Origin of the sequence: Endozoicomonas sp. ALE010, from assembly GCF_049310165.1 — a bacterium.
GTDB lineage: Bacteria > Pseudomonadota > Gammaproteobacteria > Pseudomonadales > Endozoicomonadaceae > Endozoicomonas.
In genome coordinates this window covers 1-21,371 of the sequence record NZ_JBLYNV010000056.1, presented here as the reverse complement: position 1 = coordinate 21,371, position 21,371 = coordinate 1, and the positions used below count along the sequence as shown (strand labels likewise).

22 protein-coding genes are annotated in these 21,371 nt (G+C 47.3%); 8 read left to right on the top strand and 14 right to left on the bottom strand.

What is annotated here, in order from left to right:
• The first annotated feature begins 157 nt into the window (after positions 1-157).
• Positions 158-820, top strand: coding sequence for a fumarylacetoacetate hydrolase family protein (locus ACO6UY_RS19140; protein ID WP_422443985.1), 663 nt, complete (start codon positions 158-160; stop codon positions 818-820).
• 110 nt (positions 821-930) lie between these two features.
• On the opposite strand, the gene ACO6UY_RS19135 is transcribed toward ACO6UY_RS19140, so the two are convergent.
• Complete coding sequence (locus ACO6UY_RS19135) at positions 931-1,335, bottom strand: acyl-CoA thioesterase (RefSeq protein ID WP_269671842.1); 405 nt, start codon at positions 1,333-1,335, stop codon at positions 931-933.
• Between the two features lie 286 nt (positions 1,336-1,621).
• On the opposite strand from ACO6UY_RS19135, the gene ACO6UY_RS19130 reads away from it, so the two are divergent.
• Both ACO6UY_RS19130 and ACO6UY_RS19125 read left to right on the top strand, forming a co-directional pair.
• Positions 1,622-3,544, top strand: coding sequence for a hypothetical protein (locus ACO6UY_RS19130; protein WP_422463096.1), 1,923 nt, complete (start codon positions 1,622-1,624; stop codon positions 3,542-3,544).
• Positions 3,545-3,623: 79 nt separating this feature from the next.
• Positions 3,624-4,496, top strand: coding sequence for a helical backbone metal receptor (locus tag ACO6UY_RS19125; protein WP_422467183.1), 873 nt, complete (start codon positions 3,624-3,626; stop codon positions 4,494-4,496).
• Here the strand turns inward: ACO6UY_RS19125 and ACO6UY_RS19120 are convergent.
• From ACO6UY_RS19120 to eutH, 3 genes are all read right to left on the bottom strand, one after another.
• Positions 4,480-5,988, bottom strand: coding sequence for a tyrosine-protein phosphatase (locus ACO6UY_RS19120; protein WP_422490904.1), 1,509 nt, complete (start codon positions 5,986-5,988; stop codon positions 4,480-4,482). The two genes, ACO6UY_RS19125 and ACO6UY_RS19120, sit on opposite strands and share 17 nt — an antisense overlap.
• Positions 5,989-6,107: 119 nt before the next feature.
• Positions 6,108-6,734 (bottom strand): hypothetical protein, encoded by a 627-nt coding sequence (locus tag ACO6UY_RS19115; RefSeq protein WP_422443977.1) that lies wholly within the window; start codon positions 6,732-6,734, stop codon positions 6,108-6,110.
• A 136-nt stretch (positions 6,735-6,870) separates the two neighbouring features.
• Positions 6,871-7,089, bottom strand: coding sequence for an ethanolamine utilization protein EutH (eutH, locus tag ACO6UY_RS19110; protein ID WP_422490908.1), 219 nt, complete (start codon positions 7,087-7,089; stop codon positions 6,871-6,873).
• Between the two features lie 323 nt (positions 7,090-7,412).
• Here eutH and ACO6UY_RS19105 point away from each other — a divergent pair, with 323 nt between their 5' ends.
• Positions 7,413-9,923 (top strand): hypothetical protein, encoded by a 2,511-nt coding sequence (locus ACO6UY_RS19105; protein WP_422443975.1) that lies wholly within the window; start codon positions 7,413-7,415, stop codon positions 9,921-9,923.
• Between the two features lie 154 nt (positions 9,924-10,077).
• Here ACO6UY_RS19105 and ACO6UY_RS19100 read toward each other — a convergent pair whose 3' ends face one another.
• Positions 10,078-10,446 (bottom strand): helix-turn-helix domain-containing protein, encoded by a 369-nt coding sequence (locus tag ACO6UY_RS19100; RefSeq protein WP_422490903.1) that lies wholly within the window; start codon positions 10,444-10,446, stop codon positions 10,078-10,080.
• Between the two features lie 493 nt (positions 10,447-10,939).
• Here ACO6UY_RS19100 and ACO6UY_RS19095 point away from each other — a divergent pair, with 493 nt between their 5' ends.
• Positions 10,940-13,159, top strand: a complete 2,220-nt coding sequence (locus ACO6UY_RS19095; RefSeq protein WP_422443971.1) for a hypothetical protein — start codon at positions 10,940-10,942, stop codon at positions 13,157-13,159.
• A 166-nt stretch (positions 13,160-13,325) separates the two neighbouring features.
• Here the strand turns inward: ACO6UY_RS19095 and ACO6UY_RS19090 are convergent, their stop codons facing one another.
• The 4 genes from ACO6UY_RS19090 to ACO6UY_RS19075 all read right to left on the bottom strand — a co-directional run bounded on the left by ACO6UY_RS19090 (position 13,326) and on the right by ACO6UY_RS19075 (position 15,191).
• Complete coding sequence (locus ACO6UY_RS19090) at positions 13,326-13,736, bottom strand: MerR family DNA-binding transcriptional regulator (RefSeq protein ID WP_422490901.1); 411 nt, start codon at positions 13,734-13,736, stop codon at positions 13,326-13,328.
• A gap of 12 nt (positions 13,737-13,748) precedes the next feature.
• Positions 13,749-13,970, bottom strand: a complete 222-nt coding sequence (locus ACO6UY_RS19085; RefSeq protein WP_422443967.1) for a hypothetical protein — start codon at positions 13,968-13,970, stop codon at positions 13,749-13,751.
• Positions 13,971-14,147: 177 nt separating this feature from the next.
• Positions 14,148-14,672: a lipocalin family protein gene (locus tag ACO6UY_RS19080; RefSeq protein WP_422443965.1), complete on the bottom strand. Its 525-nt coding sequence runs from the start codon at positions 14,670-14,672 to the stop codon at positions 14,148-14,150.
• Between the two features lie 27 nt (positions 14,673-14,699).
• Positions 14,700-15,191: a hypothetical protein gene (locus ACO6UY_RS19075; protein WP_422463102.1), complete on the bottom strand. Its 492-nt coding sequence runs from the start codon at positions 15,189-15,191 to the stop codon at positions 14,700-14,702.
• A gap of 361 nt (positions 15,192-15,552) precedes the next feature.
• Between ACO6UY_RS19075 and ACO6UY_RS19070 the strand changes: the two genes are divergently transcribed.
• Complete coding sequence (locus ACO6UY_RS19070; RefSeq protein ID WP_422443961.1) at positions 15,553-16,842, top strand: DASH family cryptochrome; 1,290 nt, start codon at positions 15,553-15,555, stop codon at positions 16,840-16,842.
• A gap of 91 nt (positions 16,843-16,933) precedes the next feature.
• A complete protein-coding gene (locus tag ACO6UY_RS19065; protein ID WP_422490900.1) occupies positions 16,934-17,179 on the top strand; it encodes a hypothetical protein in 246 nt (81 codons plus the stop codon).
• A 166-nt stretch (positions 17,180-17,345) separates the two neighbouring features.
• Here ACO6UY_RS19065 and ACO6UY_RS19060 read toward each other — a convergent pair whose 3' ends face one another.
• The 3 genes from ACO6UY_RS19060 to ACO6UY_RS19050 all read right to left on the bottom strand — a co-directional run bounded on the left by ACO6UY_RS19060 (position 17,346) and on the right by ACO6UY_RS19050 (position 19,186).
• Complete coding sequence (locus ACO6UY_RS19060; RefSeq protein ID WP_422443957.1) at positions 17,346-18,326, bottom strand: transposase; 981 nt, start codon at positions 18,324-18,326, stop codon at positions 17,346-17,348.
• 81 nt (positions 18,327-18,407) lie between these two features.
• Entirely contained in the window at positions 18,408-18,899 is a 492-nt protein-coding gene (locus ACO6UY_RS19055; RefSeq protein WP_422463979.1) for a transposase, read from the bottom strand.
• Between the two features lie 38 nt (positions 18,900-18,937).
• Positions 18,938-19,186, bottom strand: a complete 249-nt coding sequence (locus ACO6UY_RS19050) for a hemagglutinin repeat-containing protein (RefSeq protein ID WP_422463981.1) — start codon at positions 19,184-19,186, stop codon at positions 18,938-18,940.
• 15 nt (positions 19,187-19,201) lie between these two features.
• Here ACO6UY_RS19050 and ACO6UY_RS19045 point away from each other — a divergent pair, with 15 nt between their 5' ends.
• Positions 19,202-19,345: a hypothetical protein gene (locus tag ACO6UY_RS19045; RefSeq protein ID WP_422463983.1), complete on the top strand. Its 144-nt coding sequence runs from the start codon at positions 19,202-19,204 to the stop codon at positions 19,343-19,345.
• Between the two features lie 12 nt (positions 19,346-19,357).
• Here ACO6UY_RS19045 and ACO6UY_RS19040 read toward each other — a convergent pair whose 3' ends face one another.
• On the bottom strand, positions 19,358-19,750 hold the full coding sequence (locus ACO6UY_RS19040; protein ID WP_422463985.1) for a hypothetical protein: 393 nt from the start codon (positions 19,748-19,750) through the stop codon (positions 19,358-19,360).
• 62 nt (positions 19,751-19,812) lie between these two features.
• A partial coding sequence (locus tag ACO6UY_RS19035; RefSeq protein ID WP_422490898.1) for a hypothetical protein occupies positions 19,813-21,371 on the bottom strand: 1,559 nt, incomplete at its 5' end.

Below are 21,371 nucleotides of genomic sequence, written 5' to 3'. Positions count from 1 at the left end.
TTGAGCCGTGGGACAATAGTCTACCCGGGGAATGACAGGCAAACACTGTCTGTTTCCCGACAAGGCTTCTGGCTCAGTTGAATAATAAATATCCGTATGATGTTGGCGCGTATTGTGCGTTCCATTTTTCATCACCGGCGTTAATAAGGGATGCGCTATGAAGTACAGGCACCGCTGGATCAGTGGCGACCGTATTGACCTTCCTGTTGGGAAGGTGGTTTGTGTAGGACGGAATTATGCGGCACATGTCCAGGAACTGAATAATCCCCTGCCGGATGATCCGGTGCTGTTTATTAAGCCCGGTACCGCCATGGTTAACCTTGAGCAGCCCGTGAAATTACCCCGTAATCGTGGAGTGGTCCATCATGAGACAGAAGTGAGCCTGCTGATCAGGGAGCCTCTGACCGATGCCAGTGAGCATGAGGCTAACCAGGCGATCATGGCTATTGGTCTGGGACTGGATTTGACACTGCGTGATCTTCAGGAACGGCAAAAGTCAAAAGGGCTGCCGTGGGAAGTTGCCAAAGCCTTTGATAACAGCTGCCCGTTATCCGGGTTTGTGGCCGTCGAGCATATTAAAGATCCTGCCAATCTCGGGTTTTCTCTGTCGGTCAATGGAGAGCCAAGGCAGAAAGGGACAACGGCACATATGTTGACCTCCATTCCCGGGCTGTTGAGCTATATCAGCAGGCATTTCACCTTACTTCCGGGAGATATCGTGCTGACCGGAACGCCGGAAGGTGTTGGGCCTCTGCAGCCGGGGGATGATTTAGAGTTGTCCATGAATGGGATTTTTTCAACCCGGACGCGGTGTCTCTGAAGACACGTTTTACGAGCCATTCATAAGCTAACTGCCGGTTCTGTTGTGGCTGAGACATTCACTCTCAGTGTGGGTTGAGAGGATCAGAGGCTCCTGATCCTCTTCAAATCCTAGAAGTTCCTGACCCGCTGGGTTCGTCCACCCCGATCAATGGCAACAAACACCATGGTTGTTTCTGTCAGTTTCTCCCAGCCATGGTGGTTTTCTATCCAGCCTTCGACAACCACCTTAATCGATGTTTTGCCGATTTCTGTTACCCGGGTAAAGAACCCGATCAGGTCACCGGCCTGAACTGGCCTGAGAAAGCTCATACTGCCAATACTGACCGTGACCACCCTGGCACCATTGGAGGCCTTGCGGGCACAGACTTCCCCAGCCTGGTCCAGGTGCATGGCTACCCAGCCAGCAAATACATCACCACTGCTATTGACGGAACGGTGATCCGCCAGAACTTTCAAGGTCATTTCCCCTTGAGGAGTAGGGACGCTGTCGAGATTTTCATGTCTGGCACTCATGTAAGACTCCAAACTATTTTTATTGTTTTGTTCAGTTAATTTGATTTTGCGGGTATTCTATCTTTTTTACTATCTATTTCATATTAAAAGTCTTTTTGGCTGTCCTATGGAGATAAGGGTTCATATTGCTGTGCAATTTTATGCTGGACTCTTATAGCCTGCTGATTGATTATTGATTATAGAGTATTGATTTTCTTACAATTGATTGAAAATAGATTCATATGAAACTCTTATTTAACTGTCCGGCATCCGGTAAAATTTTTAATGAAGGGACCGGGAGGCTGCTATGAAAATAGAAGGAAATGATAATGGCTTATTATCATATGATGATGGTCGTCCCGGCAGGGAAAGCCAGAGTAAAAGTGTCAAAGATAATAGTTTTTCAGGTATGTCCGTTTCAGAAAGTAATGAAGTAATTCACCATCTTTCTGAGGCAGTCAGATTAAATGATAACCATGCGGAAAATTTATCGGTACGAGCAAACCAGTGGCGTGTTTCAATAGCTTCTAATGATTCCGGTTATATTTCGAATGCTGGAGAAAATGACGATGAAGCTTTGTATGAAAATAAAGGGCTGAATCTGAATAAGGTTGGTATTTCTGTCCCGGAACGTATTGAGTCCTTTAAAGAAAGGGCTGGCCAGAAAAAAATAACAGAATTGAAAAATGCTCCCATTCCCGAAAATGATGATGAAGTTGCAGTGGCTGAGGTGGTTGATAAATTTGAAAAATGTCATTTTTCTCCTGAAGTCGACCAGGAAGAATCTTGCTCAGAAGATAAAGTTAAGGTGCCAGCCAAATCTCCATTTGATAGAAGCCGGTTTACACGTAAAGCGATACGAAAGAAGAAAAATCATAAGATCGTTTTACTCTCAGCCAAATTAAGTCAGGAACTTTGCTCTGAATCGATCAATCCAGAGAAAAAGATTCAACGCCAGTTAACGCAAATATTTTCCTTCAGAGCTGCTCTGAGTGATCGGGCAACAAGATTTCATGAAGTTGAGCCCTACCAAAATGGTACCCTGAACCCGGGCTTTGTCATGAGGGCTATCACGGATATACAGTCTTTTGTCAGGCTGTCTGAACCGTACAATTTGATTAGAGACGTGAATATGGATCTGGAGCAGGTTCCGGATGTTATGAAACTGGTTCTTGGGGAAGATAGGTTTAAAACCCTGAGAGGAGAGGCCTTGCGAGATGCCATTTGGCCAGTTGTTGCAGAAAACTTCTGGAAATTTCTTGATGAGTGCGGCTCTCTGGAAAGCACGGTAAAACGTATGCCTGAGTTTCAGAAGCGTGAGCACTATTTTCCATTAGCGTATACAAAGGCTGTCGCTAAATTTAATCTGGCATTTGGAATTGCTGAAAAGAGGTTTCAAAAGTTTTACCTGAAAAGCACGCTTACCGAAAACGAAAAGGGTGAAGTCCTTCAGCTTGTTAAAATGGCTGAACAGTTACAGAATAAGTTCTCAGAGTTTTATTGTCATTATAAACAGCTTCCTGATAGTTCTATTAAGGTCGTTTTGAAAACAATGTTCGGTGATGTTCTGGTGGGTGATAGTGATACTAAAAGCAGGAAAATAATAAGAATGCATCAGGGTATTTTGAAATTGCTAATAATAGCAGATCCTTCCTTTCAGCTTGACCCTGAAGAGTTACCACGTGTTAGAGTCAGCCAGGATCAATGGGATTTGGATTTTTCAGTAGAAAAGGCATTTTTAGAACTTCGATCAGGCATGAAGGAAAAGGATCCACTGATATTCTATAGAGATCTGGCCAGTCAGATTGTTAATAATGTTAAGGACAAAGAAGGATTTCCCAAATCCAGTGAACAGGCTGTACTGCCCTCGGATACCATAATAACGTCAGATTCTCAGCGGGAAAAACTGCGAAATTTCTATATGCAGTTTTTGATTGACTTGTATGATCAGATAGATCCAATTTTGGGAACCCTGGCTAATGATGAGCTTAAAACAATTCATCAAACAACCTTTGACTGTATCTGGCGTGGAATTGAGCCTGACTTATTACCGTCTGTAACCTCAAAAGACAGAAGTCGTTTTCTCAGGCTTAAGTCAAAAAAGCAAAAGCTCAAAGAAGAGCGGCAAAAAATGCTGGAAGTGGCGAAAACAGAGTTTTCCGGAGTTGCTCACTTCATGGCAGTTAAAATTGCCTATATGCAGGCTGAAAAGCAAAATCCATCCAGATAAAGTCTTCTCAACGGTAAAAACAGGCAATTCCTGAATCATTAAGAGTTTTTCCAGAAGCTGCTTTAAAACGCGCTTTTACTTGATACAGCAAGGCCCATTTGCCTATGGTAAGTGGGCTTTTTACTGTCTTGAAACCATTGAGGCCTCAAAAATGTCCCGCCAGTTTATTGATCAGATGCAGTATTCAGTAGACGTCAGTGACAAGCCAGTGAGAATTATCTCTCTGGTGCCATCGCTGACAGAGCTGTTGTTTGATCTTGGCCTGGAAGACCGGATTGTTGGAGTAACCCGCTACTGTGTTCATCCCGGGCGGGCACGCAAGGAAAAAATGATTGTCGGTGGTCCCAAGACATTGGATTTTGCGGCGATAGATGCCTTGCAGCCGGATTTGATCCTCGGTAACAAGGAGGAGAACTACCGGGAGGGCATTGAGCGGCTGCAACAGCAATACCCAACCTGGGTCTGTGATATTCACAACCTGGATGATGCCCTGGCCATGATCACCTCCGTTGGTCAGCTGACCAACAAAGAACACAATGCCGACAAAATCGTCAACGACATCAGGTGCAAAATGGCACGACTGGCTTCGGGAAAGACGCTGCGTGTGGCTTATTTTATCTGGAGGAAGCCCTATCGCGTTGCTGCCGGTAATACGTTTATCAATGAGATGCTGAAGCTTTGCGGGATGGAAAACGTCTTTGCTGATCTGGAGCGTTACCCGGAGATCACCATCGAACAGCTAAAAACAGCCGGGCCAGATTTGCTGCTCTTGTCTTCAGAGCCCTTTCCGTTTAAAGACCGGCACTGTCAGGAATTTGCCGAGCTGGGTGTGACTGCCAGTACCCGGCTGGTGGATGGTGAGATGTTCTGCTGGACCGGCAGCCATTTGCGTCTGGCTGCTGATTACTTCATGGCGCTGAACGAAGAGATTAGTGCTAGATCACGGGAATAATGTTCTCTCCCCTGTCTCGCTTATCCCACCATGTATGAACGGTATCCATGATAAGTTTGATCTGATCCACTGCTTGAACAAAGGCGGGTCCCCGGTCTTTTCTGCCTTGTTGAATAGTCTTGAATACTGCCTGATCCAGTTCCTTTTTATTTTGATATTTTCCGGAGAGTATGTCCCGGTAGATTTCATTTAACACAATCAGCGTTCCGGTTCTGCCAACGCCTGCCATGCAATGCACCATTGTTTTGTCTGAATAGTCATCCCCGATCTGATGTTTGCGCACTGCTTCTACAAACCTGAGCAGAGAGTCTTGACCGTTTGTTTCATTGGGAACTCCGTGATCCGGCCAGCCAGTATAATGATATCTTCGTATAAGGCGGGTTTCGCCAGTAATGAGATCAGTCACCTCATATCTTATTTTTGAATACCCAGCATTTTGTTGTTTTGACTGGTATCTCACTTTAATCCCATTATCAAAGACGATTTCACGGTCGACTTTGTCGCCGACTTTGCCATCGACCTTGCCATTGACTTTGCCGTCGTCATTGAGTATTTCTCCGGTTGGGTAATACGAAGCAATAGGTCCTCCTTTGTTTACCTCGAACTTTTCTCTTTCTCTGGTCAGATCACAAATTACACTGCACTCCGAGTCAAGGGCTGCTCGCCAGATATCGCCTCCAGACATTTGTGCTTTAGCTCGAGGTGCCTGAATGGCGACATACTTGGCATTGGTCAACTCGATATTATTGGCGGGAATATGATTGCCATCAATTGTTAAGGCTGTTTTTTTCGGCAAAGGTACTTTTGATACTGACTCATCGCTAAAGCCAAATCTACTCCAGCGTCCATTGGTAATATGTTTACCTTTAATGGCCGCCAAACTCTCATCACGCATTTGCAAATGTGCGCCCGGATAATTTTTCCTGTTAATTAATTCGGTCACTTTTTCTGAGAGAGTTGACGTTGTTATGTCCCGGGGCAATGCCACATCATCGTACAGAGATTCCGTACTGCCATAAACACTGTTGTAGCCACTGTCGAGACTGGTGGTTGACCCCCAGCCAGAATGCAGTGTATTGGCTGAACTTCTTCGATTTCTAATGCTATCAAGACTGGATGTTGCATCCTCGTCTGGTGGCTGAGTACTAACGCTATTATCGACGTGATTCACAAGGAGGCGAACATCGTTCGGATCGACGAAGATTACATCAGGCGGTGATACTTTTTTATAGGCCTCAATGAGCCTTTTTGCTAATGCTGGTGAGATTTTACGATCCTTTAAACCCAGGGTTTTTACCGCTAAATCAGAACCTTCCACAGGTTTTTCCTTGTTGGCTTCAGAGTTGACCCTTGGTCTTATGGCAGTAAACGCAATTTCCTTACCATTGAATTGAGCCACCAGTACATCTTTTTCAGAATCTTGATTGGATGCTAACTTATTGATTTGATGGATTTGTGATGGGGTAAGCGAACCTAATCCGTTGCTGCTCATAATAATCTTCCGTAATCCTTAAATGATCTGAAAATTATAGCATCGTGCTGGTCAGTAAATTTGACTGGAAAATGAACAGGGCCTCATGGAGACCCTGTTATTGATCAATAAATGTCACATCAAAGGGCATTTTTAAAGATCTGTTCAACGTCTGCCAGAGTTCCCTGCCTGGGGTTGGTTGCTGCACAGGTATCTTTCAGGGCGTTAATGGCCATCTCCGGTATATCTTCTGCCTTGACGCCCTGCTCAGTCAGGCTGGCTGGTACGCCAATGGCTAGTAGCAGGCGACAAATTTCTTTAATCCCGAGTATGGCGGCTTCCTGAGCGCCAAGTCCATACACCTCACAGCCAAGATAGCGGGCAATATCCGAGAGCTTCTCAGCAGATGCCGGCAGGTTAAAGGTCATAACATGGGGAAGCAGAATGGCATTGCATAGTCCGTGGGGCAGGCCATAGCGGCCTCCCAGCTGGTGCGCCATGGCATGAACATAACCCAGACCGCTGCTGTTAAACGCCATACCCGCCATATACTGGGCGTAGGCCATTTGCTCTCTGGCTTCCCGGTCAGAGCCATCGTGGACCGCACGGGGCAGATATTGGGCAACCAGCTTGATCGCCTTACTGGCTACGGCATCGGTAACAGGGCTGGCATTGGTGGACAGGAAGGCTTCAATGGCGTGGGTCAGGGCATCCATGCCGGTTGCGGCCGTTAAACCGGCAGGCATGCCAAGCATCAGTTCCGGCACTGAGAATTTCTTCGCGCATGGCTGTTCCGGTTCAGAGGCATTAGGCGAAGGCCGGTTTCCGAAGAAAGCCGCCTGCTGAGACTGCAAAGCTTGATGGGGCAGGCAGGCTTGTGCAGAAGCCGACCTGCATCGGGGATTAAGCGTGTTTCGCTTTCAGGCTAGCCTGTGGCTCAGCCATATTTTTGGTCACCAGAATGGCAATGTGACCAACGGTGGCAACACCATCAGAGAATGGTGCCATACCCGGAATAACGACAAAACCGGTCAGGGCTTCAATCACTGCGGCAGCCAGGGCGGCAGTGATCAGAATAACCACACCCTTACCGAAGACTTCAAAACTGCGATTGCTTTTGATTCTGAAATAGCTCCCGGAAGCTGGAGAAAGCAGGTTATTTCCAGGCGGCGTATCAGTGTGCGAAGGCTATCAGTGGCGGGACGGCATACTTATGACCTGACGCAAGTCAGTCTCACTCAATTCATTGACGTTAATCAATAAAATTGAGCGGTATAAAAATCCCTAAGGGCAGGAACTTTTGTCGAATTAACTGATCTATAACCCAAATTCTGTATGGTCAGACAAGTAATAGAGGACGGCTAAACCACCATAAACCAACATAGAGTACTACTAATCCATTGCCGCATACATTCAATCCTTGTGTTGATATGACCGGAGTTACCATGCAACCAATAGCGTCAGGCAGTGCAGCCACAATCAGAATAGAAACCGATGAACGACAGTTCTCTGATGATCTGAAGCCACAGCATAAATCGGTGGCTGCCTACAACAAACAAATCTCAGAAATCCCGGAACTGGAGCTGGTCGAATCCCTGGGGCAGCTGAAACTGGATTCACCACCCGACGCGACGCTAACCACCGCCATTGACGAGCGCAGCATTGAGCTGAATATTTCCACGATGCCGCAGCCGTCAGACGTTGGTTTGGACGGTGCATTGCAACAGCATGACCAATCGAATACACCGTTCGATAATAATACGTATGATAATGATAATAATGATAGTAGTATCGAGCCTGAATCAGCAGATAAGGCCACGGTGCCAGCAGGTGCTGTTCCAGCAAACAGTGTTAATGCATTTGCCTCACTCAACAGGCCATCAACGAACGTCTCAGACACTGAATCATCATCGGATTATTCAGACACCGAATCATCGACGGACGATTCAGACACCGAATCCGCCTCCCAAAAAGCATCGACAGCACGGGTTTCCGGCACTACTGCAAATAGCGACTCGATAGTACCTTTTAATAAGTCACAGGGCGCAGCCCTTCTTAACAGTCAATCGGGGGAAATGGACGCAAAGAAGGCTGACATTTTCCAATGTCAGACCAATTATCTGGAACTCAAAAAGGTGATCAGCTTCGGTCATTATGTCAGTGCAGCCAGGTTTAGCCCTTCGAGTAAGCATCTGGTTATCGATGCTTTAGACAGTCAGGACGATCGTATTCTGGACATCTGGCGACAAACTGCGGATGGCAACTGGTCCCGGAACGGGAAGTTCAGGGAGCATAGCTTTCGTTTCGAATTCAACCGGTCGGAAAATACATTACTGCGTACCAGCTCCGAAGGCATAGTCACGGTGAGTAAGCTGAACAGCAATGGCTTTTGGCAGGAGGCGGTGGTACTTGAGCACAGCCCCTGCTGTAGAGGCAAAAGCTATGAGCCGGTGATCGCAGGCTTTAGCCCCCGGCAGGACAAGATTATGACTTATGATTATTGGGCCGGCAAAATCAAGGTACTGCCGGTGGATAGCAACGGTCAGTGGACTCCGCTAACCCAGACTCAAGAGATCAGTCACCGTCGGCAAAGGGGGCCACAGCAGCCGTCTTTCAAAGTCACGGATCATAATTTACTGACTTACCGGGGTGGAACAGCGACCATCTGGGCATTTAATGATGACAGCAACTGCATGGAGGTGCAAAAGGTCATTGAGCGCAGTAAGTGGATTTGGGGTGCCCACATGAGTGATGATGAGCAGTATGCTGTGATCTTCGGTGTGGACCAGGCCATCTTTCTGGGGTGTGATGGCGATGGCGAATGGTCGCAAATCGGGGAGGTTTGTCATCCTAAAAGTTATTCAAAGGCCAGTAACGAACCTATCACAGGCTTTATTCACAAAGCATCCTTCAATGCCTCCAGACAATATGCACTGAGTATTGATTCAAATCATATAGCGATTATCTCTGGTTATGACGAAAACGGTTCATGGGAAGTAAAAACTGAAATTCAGGATTGTTCCGATGCCCGATTCAGTGCCTGCGGGCGCAAATTACTGGCCCAACTCTACAAACCTCTGTCTTGCAACAAGACTGATGACCCGCTGGATCAAGGTCAGACCCCTGATGAGCACAGCGACAATTGTTGCGAGGGCTACATAAGACGGACCTATAAAAGCTTTAAACTCTGGGACTGCAGCAGTAATGGTGGTCGGCTGGATAAAGTTCAAACCTGTGAGCACAGCGGCAGTAAAACAGTCATCTTCAGCCCGTCAGAGAATTTTCTTCTGAGCTACGGTGTTGAGTCGAATTTTGCCCGTATTTGGGGGTATGACGAGGAAGGTAACCTGGTTGAGAAAGCAAAGGCATTTCACCGAGGGGGGGTCTACTATGCGGCCTTCAACGCTCAGGAGGACAGTGTGCTGACCAGGGGTATTGGCCAAGAGGTAAAAATTCAGGGCCTGGACGGCCAGGGCAAATGGCAGGAACAGTTGGTGGTTAAACATCAAAGACAGATTCACGAATGCTGTTTTTCCGATTCAGGGCACCTTGCCTATACCGTTAGCCTGGACGGAACCGCGTGTATCCTGGGACGCGACAACGATGGCCAATGGATGAAACAGGCGATGACAAATCTGGTTGATGGCTACTCCATTGAAGGCGCCCAGTTTAATGGATTGGATGACCATTTTCTGATCTATGGCAAAAAAATAAACATAAAAGACAAGCACCAGCCAGGCCTTGTGCAACTATGGGGCTTAAATGATGATGGAAAATGGGCATTAAAAGAGCAGTTAAAACTGGATTACCCCGTGAAAAAGGCCAAATTTAGCCCTGATAGCGATCATTTACTGATCAAGTGTAACGATGATCGACGGGGATATTTTCGTTCAAAAAGTGGTACGGTTTTACTCTGGAAAATTCCTGGCAGCCTGGTGGAAACAGCTGACACTTGAGGTGTTACTGAAGTTGACGTTTCTTTGCGAGCACGCAACGAAACGTCAACAGGCCCTGGGAATGAGGGCTGAATATTTTCCTTTTTTGCAAAGAGGTAACGGCAAATAAATTTTATCGTGTTGTTATTCAAATCGTCCATGCTGATCTCTGTTGTCAATCCAGCCCATCTGCCCATGTCGTATCACGCATACGGGGATCGTCGACCTGTTGGCCAAAGCAGTTGTAATGTTGCTCTTTGACCTGCTTGAACACAAACGGCTCAAACAGCATCCGGTATAGCTTGGTGTTAGTGCCACCGTGTTTTGTCTTGCGCGGGAAGCTCTCAATAAACTTTTCTTCTTCCAATTTTTTCAGGCTTGTGCAGATTGTGCCAGTGGTCACGCCAAGAAGCTTAGCCAGTAACCCCTGACTCGGCCAACACTCCCCTTCAGAGTTAGCGAACGTCGCCAGAACGACCAGCAGAAACTTCTGTGTCATGTTCAGCTTATCCATACCACTGGTATTAATTTTGACCCGTATCAAGATACCTATCCCGATTGTGTACGCAAACGAAATCATGTCTATACTGATCCCTGAGCTATCACTCACACGGAGTAATGGTTCGCTGTATGAATAGGAAAACCCGGTGAGGAGCTGCATACTCCGCTTGAGCCGGGTTTTTTCTTGCGTGGAAAAGATAGACCAAAACGGGGGGTATGCAAGACAAATACCCCCCTTTAGTTTCGCGGGGGTACCCTTTTAGTGAAACTAAAACAAACAAGATAAAGAACAATATAAAAAAACAAGTTGGCGGATTGTAATATTTTCTTATTTCATTTTCGGACTGCAAGTCCCAAAAATGTCAGGAGCTGGTCGTTATTTTTTCAGTGGGAGGAACTTTTGCCAAATTGACTGATCTATTGATCAGATACTGAATGTTCCGACCAGTAATGGTGGACGATTTACTCAATCACAGGATGCTACCGGTTCATGGCGGTGTAAATTTAATCCCTGTGCCAATATGACCGGAGTTATCATGGGACCAATAGCGCAAAAATGTCTGAACATCTGCCAAGCCTGGAAAAGTCCGCAAGCACAAACAAAGGTGATTGCTTTTGGTCGTGTGCTGAGCAGGGCAGCCGCAAGCAAAATCGAAACCGGTGAATGGCAGTTATTTAATAACCTGAAACCCCTTTTTGAATCAGTGGCTGCCTATAACAAATATGCTTCAAAAGTCTCTGAACCGGAGCAGCTCAAATCCCTGGAACGGTTGAAACGGAATGCACCTCCCGAGTTGTCGATCATCACTGCTATCGGTCAGCGTAAGCTGGAAATTATCGGGCTTAAGATTTCCATGATGCCATCCTCAGACGCTGTTCCGGGAGATGCATCACATCAGCATGAACAGCTCATTAGCATCGCAGCCGTTAATGATGGGCTGTTACAGGATATTGCGCTGAATAACAAGCATGCGGGCAATATCGATCCAGCGAAGGCTGACATTTTCCAATGCCAGGAAAATTATCTGGAATTTCAACTGGCGGCCTGTTTCGATCACCATATTATTGAAGCCAGCTTCAGCCCAATGAGCAAGAACCTGCTTATACGTGGTTGCAACGATGGGGGCGATTTCAGGCTCAAGATCTGGCGACAAGGTGCGGATGGCAACTGGTTGCAAAAAGGGGATGTTGAAGACTCTGCTTCTATCTATCGCTACGAGCTCAACAGGTCTGAAAATACGCTTCTGAGCAGCAGCTACGATGGCAGTGTCAAGGTAAGTACGCTGAACAGCGATGGCCGTTGGGAGGAGGCGGTGGTGCTTGCGCTTACCCCCTATGATGAAGACTATCCACGGATGGAGGCAGGCTTCAGCCCCGGGCAGAACAAAATTATGTCCTACGACCCACAGAACGGCAAAATCAACGTATTGCGCCAGGATAGCAACGGTCGGTGGATCCCGCTAACCCAGCCTAAAGAGATCCTTCACTATAAGGAAACCGGGCCACAGCAACCACCTCTTAAGGCCACAAACGATTATTTCCTGACTTACCAGGGCTCAAAAGTGACCATCTGGGCCTGTAATGATGAAAGCAACTGCCTGGAGGAGAAAAAGGTCTTTGAGTGCGGTGGGAACATTGCCAGTGCCCAGCTGAGTGATGATGAGCAACACGCTGTGATCTTCACCTGGGGTAACCAGACCATCTTTCTGGGTTGTGATGTCGATGGGAACTGGTCACAGATCGGGGAAATCTGTCATCCTGCGACGATCATAACCGACGACAACCAACATATTACCAACCTGGTTTGCAGAGCCTTGTTCAATGCCACCGGGCACTATGCGCTGACCAAAGATATAGACAACACAGTTATAGTTTCTGGCTACAATGCTTATGGTGTCTGGGAAGGAAAAGCAGAAATTCGTTGTTGTTCAGATGCCAGATTCAGCCCATCCGGGGGTAAAATACTGGCCCGTTTTGAAAGCGGTGGCTCTTTTAAACTCCTGGACTGCAAAAGTCCTGATGATCGCCTGGATCAAGGCCAGACCTTTGTCCATCACGCCAGTCGTGAAGCGCTTTTTAGCCCCTCAGAGAATCTTCTTCTGAGCTATGGCTATAAATCGAATTTCGCCTGCATTTGGGGGGATGATGAGGAAGGTAACCTGGTTGAGAAAGCCAGGGTGTATCACCTGGCGGGGATTGACTATGCTGCCTTCAACGCTCAGGAGGACAGTGTGCTGACCCGCGGTTGTGATTGGACCGTAAAAATTCATGGTCTCAACAGCCAGGGCAAATGGCAGGAGCTTTTGGCGTTTAAACATCTGCTGGAAATTCGTGAAGCCCGGTTTTCTACTTCAGGGCGCTTTGCCTATACCTTTAGCAAGGACACCACTGCTGCCATCCTGGGGTGCGATGACAATGGCAAGTGGACGACACTGGCCGTGACAGAACCTGGTGCCTATGGCATCCATGGTGCCCATTTCAATGCACTGGAAAACCATTTTCTGACCTATGGCAACAAAATAAACCGGAAAGACACAGACCAGTCTGGCCTTGTGCAACTCTGGGGCATCGGTGATGATGGCAAATGGAAACAAAAAGAGGAGATAATAGTGGATTATCCCATTCAACATGCCAAATTTAGCCCTGATAGTGAACATTTAGTGATTTATTGCAACGATGTTCGGCAAGAGCCTTTCCATTCAGAAGCTGGCATTGCGTTACTCTGGAAAATTCCTGCCAACGTACCAGGTGGTTAAGAATTGCGCCTTATTTTGCCAAATTATACCAATTCCACCTTCTAAATATGATAACGAGCAAGTCATTTTGGACCGCTGGGCAAGGCGGAATGACGAGTAATAGCAGGGCTATTGCGAGGAATTCCAACGAAGATCCAGCGGTTCAAAATGGCTGCGCAGTTCATATTTAGAAGGTGGAGTTGGTATTATCATTATACCGCAGCTTAATGCCTTCCTGTTTCAGCAGATCCCCAGCCAGCGGTGAGATAATGGTTCTCTGACTGAGCAGGATCTCTTTGACACCCCTTCTTATCGCGGGCAAACCGAAAGGACAGTGCCTGACCATAGTGTTTATAAACACTTCCTGCTGCCGCTCCAGGTCTTTTTTCTGGTCATGACTGGAAACCCGGCTGTACGCTACCGTTTTGCGCTGTACCTGTGGAGTCTGTTGCGTCATTAACTGACTGGCGCTGTAACGTCGTTTACCACCGGCAGTACGCTCAGGCACGAGTTTCCCACAAGCCTCCCAGCGACGCAGAGTAGAAGGGGATACCCCTAAATGGTCAGCGGCCCGGGAGATGGAGTATCGATCATTCACAACAGAACTTACTCATTTTGAATAGGTTCGAGTAACTATAGATAGGTTTTTGTTAACTGCAACAAGCCCGGCAACCTGATCACCACTGGTATGGAAACCGGCAGCCCCCAGCAGAGCCTTGAGCCCGGTAAAGCTGAAGAAACTCTGTCCAATGACCCTTGAACGGTAAACTTCATCCGTTTTTGCTGTCGGCACCAGAATCTGGTCCAGTGGGGGCATCGTTGGTTTGGGCATCGCTCACACTCCAGCGGGTATCGAATCCGGCATGGTATAGAATGTTGTTGCCGGGGGATTGATTCACCTAAGTGATGATCGTCTGTGTCAAAAAACGTCAGGAAGGGCTATAAGACTACAAATGGGGGGGATTACATTCCGTAAATATACACTCTTTATTTACGGAATGGTGGCGGGCTATTGAGGACTGCTCTGGTCAACAAAGATCAATTGTTCAGTAGCAAACCCAAGTGTTTTGGCTTTGTTGATAAAGTCCGATTTAACCTGATCACTGACGGTGGGTGTTCTGGCCAGCAGCCAGAGATAGTCTTTGTTGTTCCCGGAGATAAAGGCGTATTCATAGCCCTTCTGATCAAGCTCAAAAATAATGTAGGAGCCGTAGAAAGGACCAAAAAAAGAGACTTTCAGATATCCCTCGTCGGGTTCCCGGACAAACTTTGCCTTGCCTTCCGCCTGTTTGCGTTCACCTGCTTCAACCGAGTAACCAGAGTTGATGACCCGAAGGCTGCCATCAGGGTTGCCTGAGTATTCTGCAGTGATGTGGGAGAGGCCCCGTTCAAAGCGGTGATCCAGCCGGGCTATCTCATACCACTTGCCCACATAGCGATTAACCTCAAATGGCTTTACCGGGGTAATGCCTTCCGGGATTCCTGTACAGCCAGTAAGCAGTGCGATCAGGGACAGAATTTTAATCGTTCTCAAAGCGTTGCATCCTTCTTTTTTAACTACTTAATGCATCCCATAAAAGTAAACGGGTATGACAAAGTTTTTCACTTTACCGAGGCTGACAAACCCGGCTTTGGCATCCGGTTGAAAGGCTACCTGGCAGAGCTGCTGTCCATCGCCCTGGTCGAACCAGTGATGATCGCCGGTGACCATGGCTTCCAGTGCCCGGATATAATAGCGGACGATCTGGTCGATATCGTTTTGGCTGCACTCGTCACCGATGGTTAACTGCAGATTCAGTTGCTCCAGAAGTTGTTGACCATGGTTGGATACTTCCAGCAACCGGTAGGTCCCCGGTTCAAACTGAAAGTGGCGGGCACCGATAAGGCCGGTGATAATGACGCCACCGGAAAAGAGCTGATCACAATCAATGCCACTTTCTTCTAACCATTGTTCAAGACAGTTATTAATGGCCTCCGTGCAGAGTTCACCCTCTTCAAAGGGTGTCAGTACGGCGTCGGAGCGATAGATCAGTTCTGGTTTGCCCAGCTCCATCCGCTCGGTTATCGGATTTCACTCAAGGTATGCAGAGGCGATCATGGCACGGCTGGTGGTAGAACCAAAGTCGAGGCCAATCATCATTACAGACTGATTACCGGTAAAGTGTCTGAACATTTCGGTCTATGGCTGGAAGGAATACAACAATCATTTGGCAGCACAGGCTACTTTACCTGAGAGGGCTTAAAACCAAAACAGATTTGATGTGTTTACTTATAAAAGATTAAATTTTTACAAATTACATGGAGTTATCAGCCGCTGGTGGCTGTTTGCCGTGGTTTGTGAAAATTAACGTACAAAAGGGTATTCGTGCTAAAAGGTTTGGAGGGTATCGCTCTTGCAGGGAATAACGCTGTTTTTGTTTACCAACGATTTGAGGCTGAGTGATAACCGGGCCTTGATGCAGGCCGCTGCCAGCTGTAAACACCTTGTGTGTGTCTATTGTGTTGACCCTGCCTGGTTTAAGCCAGGCCATTACCAGTCAAGGGTAATGGGCGAGCATCGCTGGCGTTTCCTGTGGGAGAGTATTCAACAGCTTGAATCACAGCTTGAACAGCGACGGCAAAAACTGTTGGTGCGTTTGCAAAGTCCGTATCAAGCAATCGAACAAATGCTGAAAGCCCATAAAATCGATGCAGTCTATCGCAGCCGTAATACGGGTTTTCAGGAGAGTGCCTATTGGCAAAGTCTTAAGCAGAACTTCCCGGCAGTCACCTTCAATGAAGTTGAAACATTTACGCTCTTCCACCAGAACGATCTGCCATTTGCCCTGGACGAGCTGCCGGAAACATTTACTCAGTTCCGAAAGCACGTCGAAAATCTGCCCATTACCGAAGCCGCTACCGCACCGGATATCATGCCAGGGCCCATGCCCGGTTTGAATTACCATTCCGACAGGTTGCCGGCAAAGGCCAAAACCAACAGCCCGTTTACCGGTGGTGAAACGGCAGGGGCAGAGCATCTGAAGCACTATTTCTCAGCGCTGCTGCCAACCACCTATAAAGAGACGCGAAACGCCTTGCAGGGTTGGGAGACCTCAACCAAATTTTCACCCTGGCTGGCCCATGGCTGTCTCTCCGCCCGGCAGATTTTCCAGGCACTCCGGCATTATGAGTCATTGATTATGGCCAATGAATCCACCTACTGGATTCAATTTGAATTGCTGTGGCGTGAATATTTCCAATGGTACGCCCTGAAGCATGGTGTTCGGCTGTTTTCATCCAGAGGCATCCGGGATAAGTGTCGGTTGTCCTGCTTTTACCCGGAACGGTTTCAGAAATGGTGCGCTGGTAATACACCCTGGCCCATTGTGAACGCCTGCATGAAAGAGCTGCAGGCCACCGGTTACCTGTCCAACCGTGGGCGGCAAATAGTGGCCAGCTGCTTTATTCATGAACTGGGGATGGACTGGCGCTACGGGGCTGCCTGGTTTGAGCAGCAACTGGTGGATTATGACGTGGGCAGCAACTGGGGCAACTGGCAGTATCTGGCGGGCGTGGGTGCTGACCCGAGAGGGAGTCGCCATTTTAATTTGGATAAACAGGCTCAGCAGTTCGATCCTGATGGCAGCTATATCAACCGTTGGGGAGGGCATAAAACCTACCCTCTCGACAGTGTTGATGCGGCTGACTGGCCTATTATGCCGTGATCATACCAACTCCGCCTTCTAAATATGATAACGAGCAAGTCGTTTTGGACCGCTGGGCAAGGCGGAATGACGAGTAATAGCAGGGCTACTTGTGCCCTCGGGTATTGCGAGGAATTCCAACGAAGATCCAGCGGTTCAAAAAGACAAAAAGACAAAAAGACAAAAAGACAAAAAGACAAAAAGACAAAAAGACAAAAAGACAAAAAGACAAAAAGACAAGAGCAAAAAAGGACACCGAGCAAAAAAGGACACCCACTTTTTAAAAAGTGAAGAGAAGAGCAAAAAAGGACACCCACTTTTTAAGAGCAAAAAAGGACACCCACTTTTTAAAAAGTGAAGAGAGGGTGCGTCATTTATCCATTTTTTAAAATGATAGTATTGATCGTTTTAAGAAATCCTCATTCATACCAAGCAGGAAGAGCCTGGAAGATACTATCGAGACAATATAAGAAAGAGCCCTACAGAAAACTCTGGTCACATTAAAGTAAATGAAAATGTGTTGATCAGGCAGGATAGAGATTACCGCTCACAGACATCCCATGAACCCAGCATTTTCCGGTGCTTTTTGCATAAGCCTTCAGTGAAGCCAGCTTGCCGACTGCTCGGTGAAAACGATTCTGCCATCGCATAGTCTCCAGCCATTCATTTGGGTCAATACCCAAGCGTTCCAGGATAGGTGGTACATCGTCAGTTATACGGCCACATTTGCCTTTGCGGACAATTCGGCCAGACCAGTCAACCAGTTCAAAGTAGCTACTGAGTGGGTATGGAATCGCCTGTTCAGGGTTTTGACCCTGAGCTTTTAACGGTTTCAAGTGCGGCTTTTGTTTTTTTCCATTTGCACTGTCGTATGACTCAATGCGCTCTTTAATAGAGGTATGTTCTGAGGTTTCCAGCGTTGCGGCAATTTTTGCCCGGATGGGGTTTAAGTCGACATAGGCCATGCAAGTCAGCAATGCTGCCTCGTCTAACAGGGATTGACTTTTGTAACGACCTTCCCAAAAGCGTCCTTTGCACTCATCCTCTTTATTAGCCAGCCGGGCTAAGTATTCGTTGAGACAGCGCATGAACCAGCTGATATCCATTAAACGACCTCGGTACTCCTGGGCATATTCTTCGATGCGCAGCAGCTCTGCTTTGCCTGGCTGGTCGCCGGCAAGATAACGCTGAACCAGGTGTGGACCAGAAAACAGCTGCGTCCAGCGTTGTAAGACTTCTTTAGTGTCCCATTTTTTGGCTTGCTGACTATTAATATGGAGCACCACATGATAATGATTGGACATCACCGCATAAGCACAGACTTCCAGAGCAAAAATACCAGAGAGCGCTTTCAACCGATCAACCACCCACTGCCTGCGATGCTCATAGTTTTTGCCTGAGAAATTGTCTTGGCCGCACAGGAAAGCCCTGCGAACGCAGCGTGCCATGCAGTGGTAGTAGGGCGTACTGGCTGGATCTATGAGGTTTTTTCGGGCGGTCGTCATGTCATTTTTTTTGGTTACTGGGTATATGTGCTTAATGCCATAAGAGGCTCCAGAAGAAAAATAGACGGTGTGGCCGATTAGTCAAATTTTTGGGTGTCCTTTATTTTCCTTTGTAAATACTTCATCTGAAGCCCGTTCAAATATGACGGCCAAGGAGACCCAACACTGCCCCCAGATATACGTCGGCCGGTTACGTTTCTTGCTGTGTTGATGATGTATACGACAAGCAGGGGCTTTATCGGAAAACCGCTCGATCACCCAGTCATCAAGCCCCAGAACCACAGGTTCACCTTGCGGAGCCTTTGAACAGACTAGGCGGATCAATCGACACGCCAAGTGCTTCCATTGCCATTTGCCCTGGGATAGCCAGTGGTGATAGCTGCTCCACACACAATGAAAATCAATTGTTAACAACGCCTGTGTAACAAAGCCGTCGGCTGAAAGCATGCAGCCGAACAGCAGTTCACAGAACGTTGGTACTGCGGTTGATGATAGCGCTCCAGCAAAAAAGGTTGTATATAAAGCGAGCTCTCTGAGGATTACTTGATGATCTGAAGTGAGCATGGCAACCATCTCGAATTTCGTCGTTGGGGATGGTTGCTTTTAGCAGATTATGCGCCGGAACTATTGTGCTTATGAAACTCTAAAGTCGAGTTCTGTTGTTGCTGGGTGTTTTTTGTGGCTTCCAGAACAATATTGTTTGCCTGAAGGGTGGTGTCGCCGGTGGCAACGGCACTGCTGCCCCGGAAGGCCAGGTTGTTAGCGGCCTGCAAATCCAGAGATTCGGCACTGAGGTTTGAGCCGATTGCCTGATCCTGATTCAGGGTATCCCGGGTGGTTACGGTGGTTTTTGAGAACATACCGTTGCTGTCGGCATGCTTGTGTGCTTCATCCACAAAGACGGTGGATCGGCCCTCTTTGAAGGTGATGTCATTGCCTGTAGCGATCGAAGCATTGCCGCTACCACTGGTGATGTTGGCGGCAGTGGCGGTAAAGTCTCTGCCTGCTGTGATTTCTAAATCGCTGGCAAATTATTGGGTGTCTTTGATTTTGGCCCCTTGATTTTGGCCCAATTGGCAATAAATACTCTCTGTAAGTTTGCTGGAGTCTTCCATATGACCAGGAGCCGAAACTGATATTCCTAATTCCAGACAGTCAACCCCATAAGAGTCAATGTCAACTTGATAGCCTTTGCTTCTGAGTTTTGATACTACTTTATCAAGCGGTTGATTGAGCATGCTTATTTCGTCAAAGGTGACTTCTGATGGGCTAAAAACTTCAACGCCCCGGAGATGTAAATCATCATGATAGAAAACATGAATATTTAGCTTGTTGAAGTCATCCGTATCAACTTTAGAAGACGGTGTTTTTTTGAAAGGAAAATAAGGTGATGCCAATTTATTTCTAACATCACTTTGAGTCATACCAGACTCTATGGAGCCTATCGATCTCAACGGTAGTAGACGATACATGACTGTAAATACCTCTATTTTTTCAGCATGTCTGGATCAATACTCTTCGCATAGTCCAACATTTGTTCAATATTATCATCATATTTATCTCCAAATTTTGAACGAATGTCTAGAATATCCATTCTAACAGCCTCCATAAATTGACCATTTTCAATGAGTTCTTGCTGTTGCTTACGATAAGCTTTTGCTTCAGGGGATGAGCCATAACTTGCTGTTTTTCTATGGTCGGCAGGGGCCATCTTAATTGCAGGTCCATCATACTGGCTTAAGTAGCTATTTTTATAGCAATCTTTTGCTGGGCAATGATGGGAGTCCAAACCATCATTGACTGGTTTCGAAGTTTCTCTATGAGCTCCACCCAGTTTTTCAGCTAGATCATCGTGACCTTTCTTTTTAAGATTGAGTGCTATTTTTGTTGCTATTGTACTTCCTGGAATGGTACCTATTAGTACTTCTAGGCCGCCGCTAATAGCAAGCTCAGAACCAATCTCTACGGCACGATGGTCATCATTATCTGCAATGGCTTGTGCAAGTTCCGCAATGTCTGCTGCCAAAAGATATTTATCTACTGCTTCTAGAGCTACTCCGGCAGCAATTAGCAAGGGGACAAATAGAGCGTTATTCTCAGCCTCTATTTGACTAGCGGCTGCAGCGACAGATGCTACCCCACCTGCAGCATCCGTCACCCCAGCAATAATACTGATGACCAGATTCTTACGATCTTCCTTCTCTGTATCACTGAGTTCAGAGCCTTTTACATCGTTAACCCTATCCAGCAGATTATTAACGACAACAGCTGCCGATGCCCCAGCAGCCCCACTTGAACAACTATTACCCTGCGCCGAAGCACCGGCACAACCCACTATTGCATGAAGTGCAGCCCGGGCCTTTTCGCTATCAAGCTTATCTGCAATGGCCTTAACCTTCTGCGCCCCCAGGGATTGCAGATAGTTGACCGCTGCGGATTCAATCATCTGGCTGGCACTGCCAGTTACGTTACCGCTGGCTGCTGTCGTTAAAGCGGTGAGTACAGTACGTCCTGTGCCGCCCATCTCCCAGGTGGAACCCTGCTCAATACTGTCGGTCAGTGCCTGAATCCGTTCAGGGTTTTGCTGATCAAGGGGTTTCTTCAACTCAGCATCGAGCGCTTCTTTATCCTGTTCCAGCTGTGCAGCCTGTTGTTGAACAAAGGTATTGGCTTCCTGCACAAACGCCTGAGTAATCTCAAATCCGTTCTTGATTTCCTCTTCATCAAAAATCTTGTCCAGCCCGTTACTGTCGGTGCTGCTGTTCACATCCCGGTTGAGTTCAGCAACGGTTGTATCCGCATCTTTACCGGTGAGCTCCTGCTGTTTCTTTTCATCGGTAATAACAACGGCGCCACCGCTGATGCCGCTTTTCGTGGTACTGCTGTCGTCGTCTTTCGCGGCCAGCACACCGGGTGCCGAAACAGAGCCTTTGTTCTCTATTTCAGTATTCTCACCGGGTTTTGCATCCGGGTTTGATGCCTGATCACCAACACCAAAGCTGAAACCACCGCCCAGATTCATACTGCTGGCGTCGTATTCAGCCT